At 35.3% G+C, this 22,673-nt stretch carries 21 protein-coding genes; 3 read left to right on the top strand and 18 right to left on the bottom strand.

What is annotated here, in order from left to right:
* Positions 1 to 13 precede the first annotated feature (13 nt).
* The 7 genes from BUB71_RS15630 to BUB71_RS15605 all read right to left on the bottom strand — a co-directional run bounded on the left by BUB71_RS15630 (position 14) and on the right by BUB71_RS15605 (position 6,790).
* Positions 14 to 1,198 (bottom strand): MFS transporter, encoded by a 1,185-nt coding sequence (locus BUB71_RS15630; RefSeq protein WP_073156893.1) that lies wholly within the window; start codon positions 1,196 to 1,198, stop codon positions 14 to 16.
* Positions 1,199 to 1,420: 222 nt separating this feature from the next.
* Complete coding sequence (locus BUB71_RS15625; RefSeq protein ID WP_073156889.1) at positions 1,421 to 2,551, bottom strand: radical SAM protein; 1,131 nt, start codon at positions 2,549 to 2,551, stop codon at positions 1,421 to 1,423.
* A gap of 76 nt (positions 2,552 to 2,627) precedes the next feature.
* On the bottom strand, positions 2,628 to 2,771 hold the full coding sequence (locus tag BUB71_RS19750) for a hypothetical protein (protein ID WP_175552398.1): 144 nt from the start codon (positions 2,769 to 2,771) through the stop codon (positions 2,628 to 2,630).
* Between the two features lie 334 nt (positions 2,772 to 3,105).
* Positions 3,106 to 4,053: a hypothetical protein gene (locus tag BUB71_RS15620; RefSeq protein WP_073156884.1), complete on the bottom strand. Its 948-nt coding sequence runs from the start codon at positions 4,051 to 4,053 to the stop codon at positions 3,106 to 3,108.
* A 130-nt stretch (positions 4,054 to 4,183) separates the two neighbouring features.
* A complete protein-coding gene (locus tag BUB71_RS15615) occupies positions 4,184 to 4,810 on the bottom strand; it encodes a LysE family translocator (protein WP_073156880.1) in 627 nt (208 codons plus the stop codon).
* 62 nt (positions 4,811 to 4,872) lie between these two features.
* Entirely contained in the window at positions 4,873 to 5,754 is an 882-nt protein-coding gene (gene ant(6) / locus BUB71_RS15610; RefSeq protein WP_073156876.1) for an aminoglycoside 6-adenylyltransferase, read from the bottom strand.
* Positions 5,755 to 5,917: 163 nt separating this feature from the next.
* Positions 5,918 to 6,790, bottom strand: coding sequence for a LysR family transcriptional regulator (locus BUB71_RS15605; protein ID WP_073156872.1), 873 nt, complete (start codon positions 6,788 to 6,790; stop codon positions 5,918 to 5,920).
* Positions 6,791 to 6,912: 122 nt separating this feature from the next.
* On the opposite strand from BUB71_RS15605, the gene BUB71_RS15600 reads away from it, so the two are divergent.
* Positions 6,913 to 8,277, top strand: coding sequence for an MFS transporter (locus BUB71_RS15600; RefSeq protein ID WP_073156869.1), 1,365 nt, complete (start codon positions 6,913 to 6,915; stop codon positions 8,275 to 8,277).
* Positions 8,278 to 8,311: 34 nt separating this feature from the next.
* Positions 8,312 to 9,256: an NADP-dependent oxidoreductase gene (locus BUB71_RS15595; RefSeq protein WP_245815665.1), complete on the top strand. Its 945-nt coding sequence runs from the start codon at positions 8,312 to 8,314 to the stop codon at positions 9,254 to 9,256.
* 460 nt (positions 9,257 to 9,716) lie between these two features.
* Here BUB71_RS15595 and BUB71_RS15585 read toward each other — a convergent pair whose 3' ends face one another.
* From BUB71_RS15585 to BUB71_RS15535, 9 genes are all read right to left on the bottom strand, one after another.
* On the bottom strand, positions 9,717 to 10,097 hold the full coding sequence (locus tag BUB71_RS15585; protein ID WP_073156865.1) for an SHOCT-like domain-containing protein: 381 nt from the start codon (positions 10,095 to 10,097) through the stop codon (positions 9,717 to 9,719).
* An 11-nt stretch (positions 10,098 to 10,108) separates the two neighbouring features.
* Complete coding sequence (locus BUB71_RS15580; RefSeq protein WP_073156862.1) at positions 10,109 to 10,477, bottom strand: DUF2089 domain-containing protein; 369 nt, start codon at positions 10,475 to 10,477, stop codon at positions 10,109 to 10,111.
* Between the two features lie 1,182 nt (positions 10,478 to 11,659).
* Complete coding sequence (locus BUB71_RS15570) at positions 11,660 to 12,640, bottom strand: phosphatidylglycerol lysyltransferase domain-containing protein (RefSeq protein WP_073156855.1); 981 nt, start codon at positions 12,638 to 12,640, stop codon at positions 11,660 to 11,662.
* 92 nt (positions 12,641 to 12,732) lie between these two features.
* Positions 12,733 to 13,785, bottom strand: a complete 1,053-nt coding sequence (locus BUB71_RS15565; RefSeq protein ID WP_073156851.1) for a YheC/YheD family endospore coat-associated protein — start codon at positions 13,783 to 13,785, stop codon at positions 12,733 to 12,735.
* 57 nt (positions 13,786 to 13,842) lie between these two features.
* The gene (locus tag BUB71_RS15560; protein ID WP_073156848.1) at positions 13,843 to 14,886 is read right to left on the bottom strand and encodes a YheC/YheD family endospore coat-associated protein; all 1,044 of its coding nucleotides are present in this window, start codon (positions 14,884 to 14,886) and stop codon (positions 13,843 to 13,845) included.
* A gap of 14 nt (positions 14,887 to 14,900) precedes the next feature.
* The gene (locus BUB71_RS15555) at positions 14,901 to 16,112 is read right to left on the bottom strand and encodes an ATP-grasp domain-containing protein (protein ID WP_073156845.1); all 1,212 of its coding nucleotides are present in this window, start codon (positions 16,110 to 16,112) and stop codon (positions 14,901 to 14,903) included.
* A gap of 476 nt (positions 16,113 to 16,588) precedes the next feature.
* Positions 16,589 to 17,044 carry an AraC family transcriptional regulator gene (locus BUB71_RS15550; RefSeq protein ID WP_073156842.1) on the bottom strand — a complete coding sequence of 152 codons (456 nt, stop codon included), beginning with the start codon at positions 17,042 to 17,044 and terminating at the stop codon, positions 16,589 to 16,591.
* A 1,209-nt stretch (positions 17,045 to 18,253) separates the two neighbouring features.
* Positions 18,254 to 18,703, bottom strand: coding sequence for a ferritin-like domain-containing protein (locus BUB71_RS15540; protein WP_073156835.1), 450 nt, complete (start codon positions 18,701 to 18,703; stop codon positions 18,254 to 18,256).
* A 209-nt stretch (positions 18,704 to 18,912) separates the two neighbouring features.
* Positions 18,913 to 19,473 carry a dihydrofolate reductase family protein gene (locus BUB71_RS15535; RefSeq protein ID WP_073156832.1) on the bottom strand — a complete coding sequence of 187 codons (561 nt, stop codon included), beginning with the start codon at positions 19,471 to 19,473 and terminating at the stop codon, positions 18,913 to 18,915.
* Positions 19,474 to 19,851: 378 nt separating this feature from the next.
* Here BUB71_RS15535 and BUB71_RS15530 point away from each other — a divergent pair, with 378 nt between their 5' ends.
* Entirely contained in the window at positions 19,852 to 20,157 is a 306-nt protein-coding gene (locus BUB71_RS15530) for a putative quinol monooxygenase (protein WP_073156829.1), read from the top strand.
* Positions 20,158 to 20,378: 221 nt separating this feature from the next.
* On the opposite strand, the gene mce is transcribed toward BUB71_RS15530, so the two are convergent.
* Both mce and BUB71_RS20240 read right to left on the bottom strand, forming a co-directional pair.
* The gene (mce, locus tag BUB71_RS15525; RefSeq protein WP_084731686.1) at positions 20,379 to 20,792 is read right to left on the bottom strand and encodes a methylmalonyl-CoA epimerase; all 414 of its coding nucleotides are present in this window, start codon (positions 20,790 to 20,792) and stop codon (positions 20,379 to 20,381) included.
* Positions 20,793 to 21,315: 523 nt separating this feature from the next.
* The gene (locus BUB71_RS20240; RefSeq protein ID WP_281248216.1) at positions 21,316 to 21,444 is read right to left on the bottom strand and encodes a hypothetical protein; all 129 of its coding nucleotides are present in this window, start codon (positions 21,442 to 21,444) and stop codon (positions 21,316 to 21,318) included.
* Positions 21,445 to 22,673 lie beyond the last annotated feature (1,229 nt).

The raw sequence follows: 22,673 nt of genomic DNA, 5'->3' as shown, positions 1-22,673 counted from the left end.
ATATCTTGCAATCTTAACCTTGTTTTTTATATTCGGTAATTAAATCTCTTCGTATCACACCAAAACAAAATCCGATTAGACATCCCAACATAGGAATCATCCAAATGCTAAAGACATGAAAGAGTTGGATCGCAATCAATATTGTTAATAGGTTTCCAAGTAGTTGCCCCAACTGTATGATTCCCATATACTCAGCAGTCCCCCTACCCCAATCCTTAGATGTTTTTAAGGCGAGCTGTTGAAAACCTACTTGTCCAGCAGTGGTTGATAAACCAAATAAAATACCACCAATCGCACAAAGAAAGGTGTATCCTCTTGTATAAAACATAAAACTAACTCCAGCTAAAAAAAGAGACAGGAGTGAAAATATAAAATCACCCCGATCTCCAATCCATTTCGCCCATTTGATTACAACTATAGTGGATAATGCTGTTAAACTTTGACTAATAAATATAATTACCGCTCCAGCATTGCTACCGAAGATCTTCGAAGACCCAAATTGAATAGGAAGTAATGTAAACATCATAGAAGAACCTATAATTACAAAAATATAGGGCCAAATCGCAATGAGAACACGAACTTCCATTGGATGCTTTCGTGTTTCAACCTTTAATCTATCTAAGTTACTCCGATTACTTGAAAGAACTATAATCAAACCAAACAGACAAAGAATGAAAAGATACCAAGAAACAGCTTTTATCTCGAGCCAACCCGCAAGAAGACTTCCAACTGCACTTGCAAAATAATTTGCTGTAGAGACCAATGCACCTGCTCTTCGATGAATGACTGATTGATGTGAAGGGGCTAGATCCGAGCGCCACTTCGACTGAATGGTTACCATTGAAATCTGATGAAAAAATGCAAAACAGACAAATGCATAAAGAACGACATCGCTTTCCAATCGAATGCAGGTCCAAATTATAGAAATTATTAATATGATTATAATCAAAGAGATTCGAACAAGCGTTTCAATATATACACCTCTGCGCAATAACCAATTGATTGATAAATTTCCAAATAACCCAAATACGCAAAAGATAATTGCGATAATAAAAACCCAATTCATTCCATATCGATGCCTAATATAAAGATTCACACCTATTAATAGGTTGGTTAATAGAAATGCAAGAAAACTATTTGTTAAAATTCCACGAAGAACAGTTGCAGGCAACCATTGTAATGAATCTGTCTTTCTCATGCACCATCCTCTTTCTCATAGTTGTCAAAAAGAATCATTTTATTTAACTATCAACTAACGGACTGATCCATTAATGACTCAGCCCATGTTATCCTCTTAATTTCTGAGTATAATATGATAAAGAAAGAGAGATATTCTTTGAATCAACTTCTTTGTTCGGATTTGATTTACCAATTTTTCTAGAAATGAGGATTCATTCTTTATCTGCTGTGAAACCAACCATTAACTATATTTAACACCAACTTGATCGAGTTCATTGATTATTCGTTTTCGGATATGGTTTAAAGTGGCGTATAGATCCGTACAGTGAACACTTGGATTTCGAAAACCATTTGCCTTACTCCATCGATGGGGCATATAACCGGCTCCGCACGCTTCATATAAATCACAATTCAAACATGTTTTGGATAATAATTTTTCATTGTGAAGGCACATTTGAAAAAGTTCTGTTTGATATAAATCGTCGATTTCATGAGTGAGTACATTGAGACCTAATCGAGTCATATGATCCTGACAAGTACGAAGGGCATCGATCGGCTCAATACTACCATCTGTTTCAATAACCAATTCAGTTAATTTCTGGGGACCTAATGAATCTAATGCCGTCTCTCCAGACAACAATAATCGTATTGCATTACTAAACCATCGAATCTGAACTTCATTTTCTTGATCATACCAGGCATCAAACAAATCTTTAAAATATTTCCCCAGCGATCCTTCTGCCCAAGGTGGCATTACATCATGATGATAATCTGGCCATAAAAAATCAATATTTTTCACACCGAGATCAATTAAATGTTGTAACACCACTACACCAGTATGCTTAGGGTTGGCAACAACCAAGACACCCCAGTTTGGTGCATCATCTCCTAATTCAGCTAGCCTTTCAATTGCTTTACGCACTTTAGCATAACTGCCTCTTCCAGCATGATCAACTCGATATCGATCATGCCATTCCTCTGGACCATCAAAGCTAATCCCGCAAGATATATTATATTCTTTAAATAATGCAAACCATTCTTCATCGAGCAAAGTCGCATTTGTTTGTATGCTCCAACGAATTTTTAGCTTTTTAGGAGCTAACTGGCGAGCTTGATCCATAAACCAACGCATCCATTTTCTTCCTACTAAAAGAGGTTCTCCACCATGTAATATCAAAGCAATCTGTTTAACAGAATGTCTTTGTGTATAGCTAAAAATCTTTTCAAGTGTAGTAATTGCAATTTTTCTATCCATTACTTTTGATTTTGCCAAATAGGAAGTATCTCCCATATTGTACATGTAACAGTAACTACAATTTAAATTACACGCACCTGCAATCTTAATAATAAAGTTTGTAGAAAATAACTTCATTATTTTCCCACCCCTTTTAAAAAAACTTAGCCTAATTGGCTAAGTTTTACATATTCATTTAAGATACAAGTAGATCTTAATCAACAGACGAATTAAATTTGTATTCTACTACCTTTTTTTCATCTAGTGTTTGAATGATCGCCTTCAATTTTGGATTCATATCCACATTTTTTCCAGTCGCAGATGTAATGCGAATCAGTTTAGTTTTAGCTATAGACATCAATCCACCACCTTTCAACTATTTTCATTGAGTGGGAAAATTGCAACAAAATGTGTTGAGAAGATGGAACATATTTAGAAGATAAAATATTTTATATTAACATTATACACGATTCATACTAAATGTAATATATATTCTATTATTGTTTTTATCTCGTTACTCAATTATTTATTTGACTAATATATATATGCACGTTTAGACCATGAGATTTTCTTTCTCTTATATGATGCAGTATTTTTCGAAATGGTAAGAAATAATGTTAATTCATGTAATGTTTTAAGTCTAAATTAGAAAACCAGCTAGTTTAGTTAATAGCTGATTTTCTAATTTACGGTTATTTCAATTGTAATAAAAATGGTAGATTGGCATAGTAGAGTGAATATATATTCTGTTTCGCATCCTTATAAATCTCTGCTCCTGATTCAAAATTGACATACAAAGCAGGACCAACTGTTGTTACACCTTGTGACATCGTAGGAATCGTAAGCTGCTTCTTATTCTGATCTGATAAACCAAAGTCACCATGAATTTCAAGCTTACTATTTAATTTTCGACCAAAAGAGCGACTATATATAATGTATGTCTGCAAATTTTGAGGATCTTGATAAAAGCTCATGCCTTGAACATCACCAGGTATTGTATGAATAATTGGATTTGCTCGGATCATGTACCCATTTGCATCTAGGCTGTAACAATAGACAGCCCCTTTCTCTTTTTTCTGATATTCACCTATACATAATCGATCTCCTATCGAGCTACCTTTACTCCAGCTCACATGAGAAGTTTTATGTTGAAATGAATATACTCGCTTAGCCTTGATGGTTCCTTCATTTTGACTTTGTTCAAGATCTTTTAGAGAATACTGTAACACATAATTTTTTTTACCAGTTGAAGCTACCCATAAATCCTTATCTGTCACAGTGATTCCGCCTGCATGACCAAAATGCTGCTTTCCTTGATCATCTAATAATTTAACAGATTTTATTACTCGGTTTGAGTGAGGGTACGTAATAGTGATGATCGTTTCATTTCTGGTTCCATTTTTATCTGTGATTCCTCGATATGCAGAAACCAACAGCCAATTCTTTTGTGAATAGTATACTAAACCTTGAGGAACCCATTCATTTACTAACAATTTCGTACCTGAATCTTGCATTTGATGTGAAATAATCATTGGTTGAGACTTAAATATTTGCCCAAAGCTTGCAATAGACGCGGATACAGGTGAAGAAACTAACAGTAGAAAACATATTAAAATCAGACTAAAAGCCCATTTTGGCAAGTGAATATAACAGCCCCCCTTTTTATATAATATTTATATATTACATCAAAATTAGAAAACAATAAATATATATTATACGGAATTTTAATTAACCATTTACTTATTTTAAAATTAATAAACCAAAATCTCATTACTGTTTTTGGAAAGCAACTTTTAATCCCAATCCAATATAAATGGAACCGATTATTTTGCCACCCCAGCGACTAATCCAAGTTGCTTGGTGTGCATTCTTCAGAAAAAGCTGTACACTCATCGCTAAGAAAGTTGTATAGAGTATACTTAATATTGAAAAGATCAATCCTAAAACCAAAAACTGGACAAAAACCGTACCATTCACCGGTTCGACAAATTGAGGCAAAAATGATAAAAAAAACAACGCAGTTTTTGGGTTTAATAGTTCAATAATAATCGCTTGACTATACGTATAACCAGTTGATAATTGGTTCGTTTCTTTAAGTTGTCCCTCAGTCGATTTTTCTAAAATCGCTCGAATTCCTAAGTATATTAAATACGCTGCCCCGGCAAATTTCACAAGATTAAAGGCAATTGCAGAGGTCATCAGGATAGCGGATAGACCAACAGCAGCGAATAGAGTGTGGATCAAATCACCGGTTGCAATCCCAAGTCCTGCCTTGATCCCTTCCTTACGACCACTTTTAATGGTACGAGTAGCAACAAGCAAAACGGCTGGGCCTGGTATTATAAATAGCCCCAATACGACTACCATAAAAGCAATGATCGTAGAAAAAGTAAGCATATTGATTCCTCCATTTTTAAAACCAGATTCGAAAATGGCAATTGTCGAACTAACGACAGATTTTATTCCTCCTTCTCAGTAATCAACTGGTCTTTTATTGATTGATAGATATGATCTGTGTATTTAGTGACTTCACGATCATAATCTGGATACCCATACGCTAAACAAGCAGCCACATCTTTTGAGTATTTTCTAAATAAATGATAACAAGTAAATAATGATTTCCACATGTTGATATAGTCATTCTGCGTATATGTTGAGAGTAATCCTTGCCAATCTTCCAATGGTAGATGGCGATAGATAAATTTATAGTTTTTTCCGACACTAAAAGAAAAGCCTCTCTCTAAGCCAATTTTCCAAGACATCATTCTTAGTAAATTGGGTCGAGCAATTTCATGTAGATGATCAATAGCAAAAAGAATTTCCTTTCTCGCTAATCCCTTAACTACATAAGTCGATACTAACCAAAATTCATTACAACAATCGTCATATTCTCTTGCAGTCGGTTTTTGAATCCAATATTGTTGATCACTAGGCAATACTTCTTCCTTTATTAGAGAATCCTTGTCAAGTAACACTTCTACTAATCCATCACTTTTTGCAAAGTAATCATCTACTTCATTAAGAGGAATCAATGTTAAATCTAATTTGTTACCATCTTTAAATAAAATGATATATGAAAACCATCCTCCTAACTCAGGAGGAAAAAGTTCCATGTCCTCAGGTTTTTGCATCATCACTCTTTCCCCAAAAATATCCAACCATCGATCATCTTGTTTAAAAGAATCAAAATCAGTTACAAAATAGGAAATATCATAATCCTGAAAAGAATCACGAGGAATGTTTTGATTTGTACGCGATCCTTCAACTGTCACTAAGCGAATCCGATCATCATCTTTCGCAAAATGTATGAACATATTCATCATTTCTTGCGCGTTCCGCAACGTTGTGACCCCCAAACTGTCTATTGATCAGTTATCACCACTTTAATCCCCTTGCACTTGGACATTCCTGTAAATACAGACCATAAATCATCTGACAGATAAAGACGTTTAATTATACATAAAAACAAACACATGTTGCTCTTACTTGTTCTACTTATTCCTATTAACTAGCGAATGACTTGATAAGCAAGTCACGAAACCTACGTGCAGCTAAAGATAGATAACGCTTTTCAGACCATGCTAATTGATAGGTTCGCTTACATTTAGGCTCTGTAATATGCAAATGATGAAAAGGATTATCTTTTTCCAAAAGTGTTTCTAACCAAAAAGCAACGCCCATTTTTGACTTAACCAATTCGATGATTGTCTTAGAATCATCTGTTTCACATACAATATTGGGGGTAAATCCGGCCTTCTGACATAATTCATCTGTATCATCTCGGAAAGCATGCCCTTTTTTAAAATGAATGAAAGTTTCATTCATAATTTCATTCATTTTAACACTTTGCCGATCTGCTAACGAATGTTCAAAAGGCACAACTAATACAATGTCTTCTGATAAAATAGGTAAATTGCAGATTCCTGTCCGTTTAATCGGCCTACAAGTAATGCAAAGGTCTAATTCTCCACTTTCTAATAATTGAACTTGCTGCTCCTTTGTAGATACTTGTGAAATATGAAAACGAACATCTGGATAAGAGGTACGAAACATATTTATCACATCGGAAAATTGGGGTAGAAAAGAGGTATCGATTGAAATAGTTCCACGTTCTAATCCTGCCATATCTATTAGTTCTCGTCTTCCTTCTTCAAGTAGTTTTAGTGCTGGTTCGACTTTCTTCAAAAAAAACTCACCATATTTATTAAGCCGAATCTGTCTACCTTGGCGGTCAAATAATGGAACCCCTAAATCCCTTTCTAATTTTGCAATTGTTTGACTTAGTGATGGTTGTGTAATGTGTAATTCTTGAGCTGCTCGTGTTAAATGATTGATTTCCGCAATTTTCTGGAAGTATTTTAATTGAAGTAAATCCATTTCAACCGACTCCAATCATAAGTTATTAGTTATGATTATATAAACAAATATACATTTTTAATTATGATTAATCAACCTTACTATAGAATTAAGCCAAACGTAGCAAAGGAGGAATAAGAAAAATGAATCTATCTATTGCAGAAGAAACAAAAATCATTCGCTTGCTTTGTTTCCTTGTTCCCTTTGCAATTATTAATAGTTATATGTTAAATGTTTCACTTCCTGAGATAGCGAAAGAATTTGCAATCAGCCCTTCTACTACAGGTTGGGTCATTACAGTATCTGGTATCTTATCGGCGCTGGGAGCATTGATTTACGGGAAGTTAGCCGACTATTATGGTATTAGAAATTTGGCTACTTTTGGTGTACTACTATTTTCTCTAGGCTCTCTGTTATGTTTCTTTTCATCCAGTTTTCCGCTGCTCCTAATTGGTCGAATCATTCAAGGAATAGGCGTCTCTTCTATACCATCGTTAGCCATGACCATTCCTGCCCGATATATCACTCAAGAAAGACGTGGAAAAGCCTTAGGAGTAGTTGCCTCCGTGATGGCATTCGCGGGCATCATTGGACCCATTTTAGGAGGAATACTTTCTGGAATTCACTGGAGATATATATTTCTCTTCTCGCTCATTATTATTGTGACGCTTCCCTTTATTCGAAAATGGTTACCTAATGAAGTTCCGAAACAAAAACAGAAAATCGACATTTTTAGTGCTGGATTGCTAGTAGCCTTCATTGTGTGTTTAATGGAATCTATCACTCTATTAAATATATGGTTACTGTTAGTTTGTTTCGTATTCTTTGTTCTCTTTCTCTTACAACAACACAAATCTTCTCATCCATTTATACCTTTTCACTTGTTTCATCATGCTTCTTATCGACAAGGTATGTTTATGGGTGCCTTAAACACTGCTAGTAACTTTGGTGTTTTTCTTATCACCCCATTATTTCTAAGTGAGGTTTATGGCTTAAAAGGGTATTGGATTGGATTTTTAATGGCTCCATCAGCAGCAGTTTCTGCTTTGTTAGGTAAATATGGTGGATCTTTGACAGATCGCAAAGGAAATCGCTATGTTCTAACGATTTCCGTCATTCTCCTTAGCATAGGCTTTTTGTTTCTCTCTACTTTCGCCGAGTATACATCTTGGACAATTTCTATTTTCCTAGTACTTACTGAGGTGGGTTATATTTTTATGCAACCTTCTATTAGTAAGTTGATCTCTTCTCATTTGCCCAAGGAACATTCTGGCATCGGGATGGGTGTATATGGTCTATCTAATTTTTTAACCATCGCTATTGCAGGTTCGATTATAACAAAAGCAGTAGAATACACTAAAGTTTTACCGCTTAATCCTTTAGCCAGAGTAGGGGAATCTGGAGTCTATAGCAATGTTTACTTCATGTTATTCATACTATCTCTAATGAATTTGCTTTTTATATACAAGTTTATGTACAAAGCTGAAAAGAAGTTGATTCAAAACTAAAAATAGAAAGGAATTTTAAAGTATGAGTATACCTATGATGAAAGCTGTGCAAGTCCAACAATATGGAGGGCCAGAACAACTAAAATTAGTGCAAATTCCACGTCCAAAGCCATTAGCAGAAGAAGTATTAGTTCGCATTTATACTGCAGGTGTTCTTCCCTATGATTGGAAATATCGCCAGGGACAATTCAAAAATTTTCGACCTGCAAATTTCCCCTATATTCCCGGTTCTTCCTTTGCGGGAATGATAGAAGAGGTTGGCTCAGATGTAACGGAGTTTCGTAATGGGCAAGCAGTATTCGGACGCAGCGAGAAAGGCACTTATGCTGAATATACAACAGCTCCCGTCAAAGGACTTTCTCTAAAACCAGTAAAATTAACTTTTGATGAGGCAGTTACGATACCAGGAAGCGCCTTGCCCGCTTGGTTAACTCTATTTCATACTGGTGGATTGATGGCCGGTCATAAAGTTTTGATTCATGCAGCAGCTGGAGGATTTGGAATGTTAGCAGTTCAGTTTGCGAAATGGAAGGGAGCCCATGTGATCGGCACTTGTTCAACAAATAATGTTGACTTTGTGTACGCTTTGGGAGCAGACACTGTGATCGATTATACTTCTGAGAAGTTTGAACAAAAAGCTTCAGATGTAGATCTTGTAATTGATACAGTAGGTGGGCAAACATTAGAACGGTCATGGTCTGTAGTAAAACAGGGAGGAACACTTCTATCTATTGTAGAGGAGCTATCCCAAGAAAAAGCAAAAAAACACAAGATCCATGTAATAAAACCAGGTTTGCATTCTATGCCTTCACCTGAAAAACTACAAGAAATTCCTCAGCAAATCGCTCAAATGATGGCGGAGGGGCAAATAAAATCCGTTATAAATAAAAAATTCCTTTTACATGAAGTTCAACAAGCTCATAAACTTAGTCAAACTGGGCATGGACGAGGAAGAATTGTCCTTCATATTGCTGATTAGAAAATAATCAAGAAAATGAAAGAAAAAACTAGAGGAGAAAAAATGTAGAGACAAGATATATGATGGAAGTGGTTGAAGATTTTACTTTGCTGACCATTTCCAGCCACAACTTCATATTTCCAGTTTTCAAATAGCTAAGACTATTCATCTGAATAGTCTTAATTTACGTTATTTTTCTAATATAAGAGGTGAGTTCAAAACCGAATCATTACCCCATTCCCATCCTTGTCTTTTACATCAACTATTGCTATACCCTTACATTCTTTTAGAGACGAAAGGACAGGTTGTAAAGTCTGCTTGTCCAATAATGGAGTAGGAAAGGTGATGTTTTTTTCTACCCTTTTATTCACTTGTCTCCAAAACCATTTACTACAGATGATCGATCCTGTTATGTGTAGTACGAAAAAGGGGAGGGGGATGATGTAACGTTTTTTTTCCACAAGAATGATCACTTTTATCATCATTCGATTACGATAAGTACAGTATCATTATTGGCAGAGGTAATATCTACAATCTGTCCTTCTGCTTCACTTTCTATTGCATTTAATAATAAATCCATATCGATATCTTTTACATATTTTTCGGATTCAGGGAATTGTTCTGCAATATGACGACCTGCTGTTAGAATGGTTTTGACAAGATTAACCGGCAAGTTGATGTTTACTTTGTCTCCCTCACCAGAATTGATTCTTATTCTCAGCATTTTCTTCAAGTAACTTGTTTGAGATGAAGAGTGTGAAGGTGTTTCTTCTTTTAGCAATTCGATCAGTTCTGCTCCTTTTTCTGCTGTGATTTTTTCCTCTTGTACCATCGTTAATATTTTTGCAATCTCTTCTTTCAACTAAATCACTCCTATTCTTTTTTTAGCATTTCCACAGCTTCTTCTGGACTGATTTCTCCTTTTTCAAGTAGCGAAATGATCTCTTTTTTGTTCACTTCATTTTGTTTTTTTTGTGGTGAATGTCCTAAAGCAACAATAATTTCATCTAATTTTCCCCGTACGGTTGGATAAGAAATTCCTAATGCTTTTTCCACTTCTTTAATATTGCCTCTGCAAGTTAAAAAGGTTTCAATAAAATGAAGCTGTTCTTTTGCTAATGAGGATAATTTTGAAAGCTGAAACTCATTTTCGATCATAGTGTGACAGTGTTTACATTGCAATCGTGTAATTTGTAGCTGCTTACTACAAACTGGACAAGTTGTGATCATTGGAAATGACATATGCCTCTCCTTTCTTAATCACATTATATAGCATGATATTAATATTATCAATATGTAAATTAAAATTATTAACCAAAACACCTTTATATATTGATAATATATCAATAAACATTGTTATCATACATTTACATTTCTTTGGTGCCCCTACTTGTTTTCCAAAAGGGGTTGCAAACAATATGTATTATGTTGCTCATTTCTCGCTATTACACGATGTTTATAGTACAATATGGGAGCCATTGACAATAGACGAATGACTAGGCATTTTCTAAAAGTTTCTGCAAACGTTTGAAAGAATCTAGCTGACATCAATCTAAAGTTGATTAATCTATCTAGTTACATAGCTGACTCTTATTCAATCCTTTATTTCTCTGAATAGTACGATATAACTCATTCTAATCATAATAAAACTTAAAATTGCGATAAAACTACTTAGGGATAAATTTTAGTATCCGATGAGATTCTGTGGTACATATCTTATTTTTTTGATAGGAAGGAAAAATTGATTTCCGAATGGCTTTTTCGAAAAAATTCCATTTATAATGAAATTCCATGCAAGATAAAGACCAATGGGATGAGCATTTTGTTTTATCAACTGTCGAAGCCCACGCCCATATTTAACAGGTGACTTCTGAGTGAAGGGCAATAGATTACTTAAGCCATTTGAGACTCCTCACGCATAAAAGCGTGGGATTCTTGGGTAGTTCGCGCACTCCATTCATTTCTGCTTCGTGCAACTCCCAAGCTAGGGCTGTCCCATCAGCCCATCCCATGCAGTTCTACAACTTCTGTTGCATGTATCTACATGGGCGGCGTACCTGTTACCAGTACGCTAGTTTCGGTTCCATCACTCACTCTTATGGTTTTACCAAGCGGGAGAGATGGGTTCGCCGCTTGAACCTCATACCATCACGTACACAGGAACAAAGCCTGCTACAAGCAGGATGAGCACCGCTCATGCGTTCGATTATACAAAAAATGGTAGCTCTTAGCAATCCCTTGAAAGGGATTACCAAGCAACGCCATCTTTCATCCCACGATTCAAACCGTGGGCTTTCAGCTGGCAGATTTCTGTAATCGGCCAATTTAATTATCAGAATTATCTTAGATATTTAAATCTCTTATGAAGCTTGATTTGATCCCACTTTTGTGTGACCTCTGAACAGAGAAAATCCATTACACATTTCATTTAAGAGCCATTCTATATCTGTTTAAATTGAGTACAGGTCTATATTTATCTTTATAGGCTTGAAGTCCTGGCGCTCCTAAATCACTGCCAACATTCATCAGTTCTACATTCGGATTGATCTTGTTGATTGTACGTGCAAATTCAATTGTCATCATCTCGTTTAACCCATCGAATTGCTCCATTTTTTTAATCAGACATCCCCATGATTGACCCGTTGGCAAAATCCCACCTGTAATCATTCCAACAATTTGTCCGTCAATTTCGACAACTAAAATAAGATGATCCAATTCGCTGTAGTGCTTGATAATTTCCCGATAATAAACTCCATCAAATATATTCGAATATCTATTTTTTGCTGTTTTTTTCCAATGATCGCTCAACAAGATTAATGCTTGATAATCGTTTGGATGATATTCTCTGACCTTAGCTTGTGGGTAACGTTTACGGAATAAATTTAATTTATATCTTATATTCTTAAATTTCTTCCCGGTTAATGTCACTAATTGTTGCACGTCGAAATGTCTTTCTATTCCAGTTAGACTTCTAATAGTAAAATATCTACCAAATTCATTAAATTCTTTTAGATACGTGAGTTGCAAGTCATTCATTGTCCTCACAGTAGCGATGGATTTGATTTTGTTATGTTTATTCCAACGATTACAGTATCTTAAACAACGGTATATCGTACTGAGCAATTGTTCTGCATTACCCTTTCCAAATGGTAAACAAGCTAGATTTAACCCATTGTCCTTCCTTAATATAAACGTGACCAGCATTCCCTTGACCATCTTCCAAATGATATTTCTCCTCTTTGATTGTGAAATAGCCCATAAATAGGCAAAATTTGAAGACCAAAGGTTTGTATTATAGTCGGATTTTTCGATATATTCATAGAACATTTTTTTATCACTAATGTCAATGGAATTAAACATCCAATCGCCCAATCTCACCTTATTTGAATTATTTTCAGTTCCCATATATTTATTCCTCCTTTCAACATCTTAATAAACTACGAATGAATAGAGTTTTCATCTAGTTCCCCAACTCATTATATTTATCCATTACTCATTTATTTTGTTCTCATTTTTCGTTGGGTATCTAAGTACTTCGCATAAAGTATAGTGTTTTTTACCACATCTAATTCTAGATAAAAAATCGGTGGACATCCTGGTCTCCAATTCACCTCATATACCCACAATTTATGATTGTGATCTAATCCTACATCAATTCCTAATTCGTCTAATGGTTCATTAAATAGTTTTTGTTGAATTTGATCAACTTTACGAGCAAAGACTAAGGAAAAATGTTCAAGATAATGCTCTATATTGAACGCATATTCTCCAAATTCTTGTCTTAAAAATGGTCTCAGATAGTTAGTACTTCCTCCTTTACTAATATTGGAAACCATGCTTCCTTTTGGCCCAATACGTGGATAAATGGCTGTATTAATCCATCTTCCATTTCCATCTTTCTGAACATGTAATCGAAAATCATAAATCTGACCTGTTTGTGTTTGACAACAAATAAACTGCTGTACAATATAGGTTTTTTCTTGTATTTTAGCTTTTATAAAGTTCTCTAATTCCTTTTTGTTGTACTCAAGCGAAATATTTTGGTCAATAATAATAAATTTTTCATCTTTGCACTTCTCAATGTAGTAAACTTCTTCACCCTTTTTCCCCCATATTGGTTTTATAACAACCTTGCCGTATTTATCTAAGAAATCAATAACATCATAGTCTCTAAGTACATATTCTGTTGGGATTAAATATTGAACATGAATATCTGCCTTTTTTAATCTTTCATATACCTCCATCTTATTTCCTATAGAGTATGTGGTAAAAGGAATGATCTTTCTTAATTCATTGACGATCACTCTCCCTTTAGGGAATTTCTCAAATCTCCCAGTGTTATAAATTACATCAGGGAAAGGCATCTTTTTCACAATCCATTTTCCATTTTCGTACACATAACCAAGAATGATTTTGTGATCAAAAATCACTTTCCCTGGAGAAAAATAATAAAAATCAACCCCTTCCGCTTTGGCTACTGCTGCAAATGCATATGCTCGCTTTAGAGTATTTGGATGTTTTCGATGATGAAGCATCCCAATGATTGTCATCTCCTTGCTTAACTCCTTTCAAATAAATATCTGAAGTTTCATAATCAAATAGAGGAACTAAATCTTTATTTTGGTATCTGATTTCTGCTTCTTCGCTAAAAAAATTGCATATTGGATCGTATTTCGTGGGATATCAACCTCTAAATTAAATGCTGGAGCAACACCAGGACGCCAATTCACTTCATAAATCCATATTTTTTGATTAGAATCTAATCCTACATCGATTCCTAACTCATCTAATGACTCATCATAGAGTTGATCCATATGTCTAGCTAAAGCGATCGAAAAACGTTGGAGGTATCTTTTTACATTAAAATAATATTCTCCAAATTGATTTTTTAAAAAAAGGTCCAGATACATCGTATGCCCACCACTGTTTAGATTGGTTATCATACTGCCAGAATCAGCTATCTTTACATAAACAGCCGAATTAACCCATTCACCTCTTCCATTTTTTTGAACATGAAGTCGAAAATCATACGCATTTCCTTTCTTAGTTTTACATTCGATGTAAGGTTGAATTAAATATTCCTGATTTGAGAATTGTCTACTTAAGAAAACGTCTATTTCTTTTCTATCCAGCTCCAAATTACGATCTTGATCTATTAACAGATAACGGTTTCGTATTTTCTCTACAAATAAAACACCCATACCTTTGTGACCAGACGTAGGCTTCAGAATGACTCGGGAATAACGACTCGTGTATTCAAAAAATTCAGCATTATTATTTATCACGTTTGTAGGGATCAGGTATTGGGCAAATTTCTTACCCTTTTTTAACCGTTGATATACACTGATCTTGTCACCAATGGAGTGACTAGTGAATGGGATGTGCTTTGACAAGTGGTCATGAATCTCATCTGCTTTCTCTGTCATTGGACTTCCAGCATTATATATAACATCGGGAAAAGGCATATCCATATCGACCCATTCACCATTTTTTAATACTTTCCCTTTGATTCTCTTCTCTTGAATGTTGACTTTTCCAGGTGTAAAGTAGAAAAAACCTACACCTTCAGATTTTGCAGTAGCAGCAAAAACATAAGATTTAAAGACTTTTCTAGGATCTGCTCGATAATGAAGCATACCGATGACCGTCATGAAATCATCCTCTCCTATCCAATATGGAATTTAATCTCTTTGGCTGCTGTTTTAGCAATCTGTATCGCTTTCTCCTTCTGATGTGATGATGCTAAAACATAAGCATATCGATGCCCCATTGAAAGTGGCTTATATAAATAAGTTCCTTTTTTGGGTTTTAGATATACTTCATCAACCCCTTCATGTCGTAAAGCTCTTTTTATCCCAGTCACTCGTTTCAGTTTCCCTGAATTAGGAACCGTGAGATATTGAGTAAATACAAATTTTTCATGTTTCTTTTGAATGTTAGGCTCTTTTCCTAGCGAAATTTGAATAATCTGTTCTGCTAGATTAATTCCGTAACCCACTTCAATCATTTTGTTCATCGCTCCCCCAGACATTCTAGGGTTGATTTCAATTAGTTTCCAATTCCCTCTGTGATATCTTAGTTCTAGATGACAAGCGCCATCTTTCATTCCGAATTTCTTTATGATTGAACAAACGGCATCTGTTAAACTATTATATAAACGTGACGATCTATCCAACAATAATAAATAACCTGTAATAATAAATCGTTCTTGTTTTGAAATCTCTTGTTGAATGACTGCTATGATGTTCACTTTCCCATTACTGATTAATGTTTCTACCAGATATTGAGGTCCATCAACATATTCTTCAAAAAGGATGGGAGAAGATAAGGATCTCACCTTTAACTTGCGAACATTTTTCTCGATTTTTTCCAAATTACTTGCCAATAAAACATCCTTCGATCCAGTCGAATCAGGTAACTTCATAATAATAGGGAAATTCAAATGTATTTTTTTCATAAAATCCACTAAATCATTTTCTTTATATGAGGCATAATTTGTGTTAAAAGAAGTGTCTTGTAAAGTGGTTCGAGTTAAAATCTTATTTTCCATTTTCAAGATAGGATCTATCATAATTCGATTATTACAGAAATATTTGGTTAATACAGCTGCGGTATGAACATATGAATCAATAAAGCTAACTATAGAAAGTATGATTTTTCCTTGTTCTTGTAAACACCTAATTTTTTTTTTCATCTCTTCATAATTATCTAAATCAACCAGGTACATTTCATGAACATCTGAATATTCAGCTCTTTGATCCATTCGTTTCTGTTTCCGTGTAAAAACAACGGTATAATATCCCAATCTTTCCGCTGCACGAACTGCCTCCCGAGATGATCCCGATTTATACGTTTCTAAGAAAATTATTGTTTCCACCTATTCATCTATTCCTTTCTTTATATATTATATTTAAATATTGTATGTCCTTTGTAAATGTTTTGATTCTAGTCAAATGATTCTTTTAAAAAAATTATACAACTCCTAGATCCTTCTTGAGCTAGCCCTAGCCTTCTTCACATCACAGAATGCGAATATGAAAGCCACACTTCACAAAAATAATTGCATTATTTACAGATAATAAATTTAATTTTTTGTATTTTGCGAATAGAAATCATCACTATTTTTAACGAACAAAAAGCAGCAGTGATAACTAGCCGTTAAATGTGAGATTACTATTGACCTATCACTCTCATTGCCTTCATATCCCGCATGTCTATAAGAAAAGCCATATTGGAAGACGGTAACATTCAACCATGTGTAAGGAATCTGCTAATCACTAGTTAACTTAAAATAAGAGGCTATCGATATCGATAACCTCTTGTCTTACTTTTTTAACTTTAGGAATAAGAAAATCATAAAGGTCTTACAGGTATACATAATTCACAGTAACCTTTGCTAACCATGTCACCTGTGTACCTTTCTAAAATTGGTTTATGCTCAATTTCAAATCCTTTGTTGTGTATAAATGAAAAAATATTTGCCCATGCATTTTGGATATCTTCTCCTGTATGCTTAACTTTATAAATTAAATATTCACCACCAGCAAGTTCACCTTCTAAAACTGATCCATCTAAGTGATAATCCTTGGCAATCACAATACAAGCATCGTATCTACAGTTTTCTGGTAATGTTATTTCAGGATTATCTTGCGGAATACCAAATATTATTGTTGATGATTCTAAAAGATCTTCTTCTTTAGCCCATTTCTTTAACTTCTCCATTGCCTTCTTGTTAGCTGAGCCATATGGACCCCATTGTCTCACAAATGCAATGCGATATTTTGGAAGAGTTTCCACAATAATATTCATCATGTTTTCCTTTCTAGGTTAATATTTGACTCGTTCCGAATGTAACATGTTATAAAAATATATGCATTAAAATTTCAAAAATATATTTTATATAAAATAGAGATCGAATTTTCCCAAGAGAATCTTTATATTCTCTATTAATTGATTCATATGTACCTTTCCTCCCTATTGTATAATAAGAAGAAATCTCTTTATAAGAGGGGTTTTTTAGTAAAAATTAAACTAGATCTAATCGGAAATATGGTTTGACTATTACGATTTGCGTATAATAAATATATCAATGCAATCTTCTGACTATATATTAGATAAGAGAATAATGAGTAGTCAGGGATCGTTAGATGCAACTTGCACTTAGTGCCGGAACCTCTGAAGGAGGTGAATCATGGAAGAAACACGATGGTGCAATTGCTATTGTGGCGGAAGGGTGTGCGGGAATGAGGAAAAGCCCATATCCTCATTTCCCAAAGAAAACACGCTCTCGAACGACCCCCACGCAAACATCTGCAACATGTGCCACGAAATCTGTCAGACTCAGTTAAACTGATAGTATAGCGGATTCTTCCCAATGTTCTAATGTGGAAGCCAAGTGAGGATATATATATCCTCACTTGGCTATTTGATCTATCTAAATTGCCCAAGAGTACTCCCGCTTCTATAAGCGGTGAGGTGAATGGGACGTGGTTCGGTATCCTTTTTGCGGGGATGCTTAGAACCACTTTTTTGTTAGAATAGTTGTAGCTCTTTGAAAACTGAAGATATGGGGTTTTGCTGGAAAGGGTCAGTAACGTAAAATCTTCAACCACCCAGCTCACCGAAGTTGCGAAAACCAAGCGAAAGTAGGGAGCATAGCAGAGCATACTTTGTTTTCACCGCTGGGACGGCGGGTAGACTGCTAAGATAACTGGACGTTGGTCTGGTGTTCGCAGGAATCTACCACCTCTGTAGGTGGTAGTAGTTCAAAAGTAGTCTTTCATTCAAATACCTCACATAAAATACTCGTTTCTTTCCCAAATTCACGTCTTAATGCTTCCTTGATCTCTTTTAAAACTAAAACCTTATTCTCATTTACAAACGCACATTTTACAGGATTTATATTTTCTCTTCCTCATTTAAATAAAACAAAAACGTGAGCGGTAGCTCACGATGAAAGAAAGAAAATCTTTATTTGTGTTGAACTATCCTTCTTTAACCTTTCATCGTGAAATACACTCATTTCGCTTTCTTACAACAATATTTTGTATAAAAATACAAAAACCACACTGCATGATTTTGCTCGTCCTTCGCAGCTCTTTTAAATAATTTCCTTATATATGATTCTTTGGCCTTATCTGATATCTCTAAATAAAAATCAACTGTTTCTTGCTCATCTTCAATAGAAAATTTTAACCCTTCCAGATAGTTACTTGGACAACTTTCAGTAACTTGGGGCTTCAAACGTTTACCTGTTAGACGATAATATAAGTTAATGAATTGATTATAATGTTTGATCTCATCCTCACGTATTTCAAGAATTTGTTTTCTTTCCTTAGAGGAAGGCGCTTGCTCTGCTAAAAGTTGATAACAATGAATTGCATTATACTCTCCCTGAATTGCTTTCTTAATATCTGCTAACAAGTGATGATCTACACCCCGAATAAACGGGTCAAGATAGCCAGTCAATAGTCTCCCACCCTTCTCCAGTCATGATTTTAGTTAGTATATGCTCAACTGACTATAAAGGTTAATGCCCTATTATCGATTTAAAACAAGAAGAACGGGTTGACTAAGTTTCAATTTTGGATTATCGATTAGTCTTTTTTTAGATAACTTTTGATCATCAGACACTATTTCTTTTACTTTTGTTTTAGAAATCCATATAAGGGGTTTTGTTATTTTTTGTAATACAATCCTAATACACCGTTTTTATATGTTTTGGTTTTCATTAGATTCAAAGCGGATTGTTTTTCAGCTAAAGAAAATAGTCTCTCTCCTTGTGAAACGACAATTGGATGTACCAATATCCAAAGATCATCAAAAAGATTATCCCGGATAAATAATTGCCATGTCTTTACTCCACTCTCAACGGAAATAAATTCCGCATCGTTTTTAAGTTTTTCGACTTCACTAATCACAAATTGACTATCCTTGGCGATAATCTGTTGTGAATTTCTCCATACTAGATCTAATTCTGAATGGGAAATCACAATTTTAGGAATACGGTTTATATATTGCGCTAATGATCGTTCAAGCGAGTTAGATGAAAATTCTTCAGCATGTTGCCAATGCTCAGCCATTGAGAAATAAGTATTTCCTCCAACCACAATTGTATCGACTCTTTTATAATACTCGAAATAATCCTCTAAAATTTCTTCACTCAACATCATCCATTGGTCCTCATTTGAAACAATACCATCTAATGACATTTGCATAGTTAAATTGATTCTACCCATGTGGAATCCCCTACTTTCACTATAACTTTTTGATTCATCTTCTCTTTAATCTACTATAAATAATCCTATGATGCAAACAAACGTTTCTATTTAGTCGACTTCATGAATAAACTCAGAACTACGTTGAGCAATTAAAAACACGCACCGATAACCGCTTATTCTTCTTTTTAGAGCGATGCTCATCCCCTGCTTGTAGCAAGTTTGATTCCTGTGTACGTTATGGTATGAGGTTCAATCGGCAAACCAATCTTTCCCGATTGGTAAAACCATAAGATTGACGGAAGGAGCCTAAACTAGTGTACTAGTAAAACGTATACTTAATTAATAAAAGGATGAGATTATATAAGTAAACAAAAGATAAACATCGGAGGAATACAAATGAATACTCATTTTGGCATGTATGTTAAATTTACATCTCACAAAGGTAAGAGAGACCTATTAGTAAAAGAACTGCTGACCGCAGCAAAAAACTTGCAAAGCATCGAAGGATGTTTATTATATATCATTAATTCCTCATCTTCTGACGAAAATACTGTCTGGGTAACAGAGGTTTGGGAGAGTCCAGAAGCTCATAAAGCCTCTCTCTTACTTGAAGAATCAAAAGCTGCTATCGAACGAGCGAAAAATTTAATCATAAGTGTGGAATCTATTGAGTTATCAACTATTGGTGGTAAAGGATTATAAGGAAACATAGTGGAGAGCCTAAGTATCAGCATGTTTTTTGATGTTCTTTTCATACAATTCACCTACCTTCAAAACAAAAAAAACCACCGGAATCTGTGGTTTAGTCGTGGATAAATTAAATTCTGGGTATTTCTTAACTAAAGTAATGTTAACACAAAGTTTTGATTTCATCTTGTCTTGTGGTAGATGGTATCCCATAAAACTATTGTTAACATGCCTGTTTACGAATGTTTTTGAATCAATTCTATGATCACTCCATCAAAACTCCTCCGTTTGGTAAAGGCAACCAGAGAGCCTTGCGCACCAGGTTGAGGATGAGAATTGTTCATTTCAATTCCATGCGTTTGCAGATCCCGAATGGAATCCTCAATATTGGCTACCTCTATGGCTACATGGTGCAACCCACCGCCTGTTTTCTGAAGAAATCGAGCCAATTTGCCATGAGAATTCAAGGGTTCGATCAATTCGATTTGAGTCTGTCCTAGAGGGATAAATGTAACACGAACTTGGTGCGACTCAATATATTCGATAGGTGTGTGTATCAATCCAAGTGCTTCTGTGTAAGGAAGCAGTGCTTTTTCTAGATTTTCTACAATGATTGCGATATGATCAAGTTTATGTATGGTTATGGTCAATTTTCACCCTCCTAGGAATATATCATCTTCCTAAAATATTATCTCCCCCGATTTCAGTGAATCCTCTTAACAATGGGTTTACTTTTCAATTGTTGAAGCATTTTTGAGGCTAGGTAGCCTATCAATAAATAAACTGACCCATTCTATTTAAAAGTATCCATCAATATTTTTGTAATAAAAATGAACATAGTCATCTTCCATGCCACCTTTGAGGTGACTCTAGCACAATACGGAAGTTTAATTGTATTCTTCCATGGAAATCAGAATTGAGCGCTATTTGATTATATTGAAGCAATCAATCAGATGTAAACTCCATTTGATTAATCGATTCATTTCTCTTCTAAGGTATCTCTCCGCTCCGAAGGGATAATGTATATTTGCTTTTATGTGTATTATGTTAGATGCGAAAATTATTTACCTAATCATCATAATTTTCATAACATAAAAACCGCAAGAGACCGGATGGATCACAAAACACTTCCGGTCTCTTGATTTTCAGTAGCCGTTCACGTAGCTGTGACAGCTACGCGTCCTTGCCGGCGGCCTCTTCGACCTTGCCCTTGTTGCCGAGCTCTTTGAGCAAGTCATTGAGGGCCTGCTGGGCTTCCTCGTACGTCTTTCTCTCTTCGGGATGGGAAGAGGGAACTGCCACCGTAGCCTCCTCAAACAGTCGAATGATGCATGCTTCCCTTGTAGGGAACCCTAACCAGTATACCTCCACTGTGAGGTTAGGGAACGACGATATAACGGTTTCATTATTAATATAGCAGATCTAAGTAATGATATTCAATTCATGACTAGGAATTCCATACTCTGCACATCGCTGATTCATCATACAACCAAAACATCTTACATAAGTTGTCTACTAAGCTCATATGTGAAAACCAACGATGAATTAAGAGAACTTGCAAGTTGCGAATATGGCTAAAAATCATAACCTACCTAAATCCATTACAGATGCTTCTTGGTCAGAATTTGTAACTAGGTTGGAATACAAGGCGGAATGGTTTGAAAGAACCATTGTGAGAGTAGGAAAAACCTTCTCATATAGCAGTTGTGTTCTTGCTGTGATACAGAAAAAAAGAAGTGAAAAACTTGAACCATAGACAGTGGCATGCCCTGACTGTGGTACTGAACGTGATAGAGACATGAATGCTGCTCCATAACATCTTACAAGAAGGTATAGACTCATTGCCGCTGTGATGGCAGTTTAAGCTTGATAAATTAGAAGCCAGTAGGTGTTTCTTTACCCTAAAATTCCTCACCTCTTTTTATAATTTCTGTTTGTAATGCAGACTAGTTTAGTCTTTTCATATCGAAAAGGAGCTAAACCCCTGCACTTTCCATGCTCAGACACTGTTCCTGGATTATAAAAATGGATATTCTAAATACTGTTGATAATTCGGGTAATTTAATATAAAGTTTTATCGAAAAAGCAATATATCATCCAACAATGGATGGCAATCCATGTTACCGGATTCAACTCCAAAGGAGAGTGTAGTGATCTATGTGATCGTCTTCTACACCATGACCCGATGCATTCGATGTGGAAAAATGAAGCGCTACTGGTGCTTCACGAAGCAGTGCTGTGCACAGTGCTGCCGTCAGGACGGTGATAATTGCAACCACCGTTGATGCGAATGAGTCTGCCTAACTGGGGGTGGGCTCTTGCATTATTTGTGATATCCTGCATACAATGCCTAGCTTATAGTTGTCAGCTTGACAGTGAGGAGGCATACTTCTCCACTCAGTTCTTTGGCTTGTCGAGCCAAGCAAGTTTCTTAATTCTATCCAAATTCGTCCAAGAGTACTCCCGCTTCTACAAGCGGTGAGGTGAATGGGACGTGGTTCGGTATCCCTTTTGCGGGGATGCTTAGAACC

This window comes from Seinonella peptonophila, assembly GCF_900129355.1.
In the GTDB taxonomy this organism is placed as follows: Bacteria; Bacillota; Bacilli; order Thermoactinomycetales; family Thermoactinomycetaceae; genus Seinonella; species Seinonella peptonophila.
This window is presented reverse-complemented; position numbering and strand designations above follow the sequence as displayed.